Below are 260 nucleotides of genomic sequence, written 5' to 3'. Positions count from 1 at the left end.
CAGCTGGATCTTTGTCCGGAAGCTTTGGCAAGAGCATCCAAAAAACAGCCCTTCAGCTCATCGATGCCAATATGATCCATGTATACGGGTCGGATGTCCATAGTGAAGATGTACGTCCGTTCCATTTCAATGCGGGCCTAGATGTACTAGAGAAAAAGAACCGCCACGAGATGATCGACATCTTGCTCGAGAATAATGACCGGATACTCCTAGACCAAGACTTGTACGTTCTTGAGCCACAAGACATAGAGAAGGGCAAG

At 47.3% G+C, this 260-nt stretch carries 1 protein-coding gene; it reads left to right on the top strand.

The annotated features are described in order from the left end of the window. Positions 1-260 (top strand): CpsB/CapC family capsule biosynthesis tyrosine phosphatase (locus SB775_RS30950; RefSeq protein ID WP_410865094.1); only part of this gene is annotated, 260 nt, incomplete at both ends.

This window comes from Peribacillus sp. SIMBA_075, assembly GCF_046534585.1.
The sequence above is the reverse complement of the archived record's forward strand: the minus strand, read 5'-3'. Positions and strand labels throughout refer to the sequence as shown.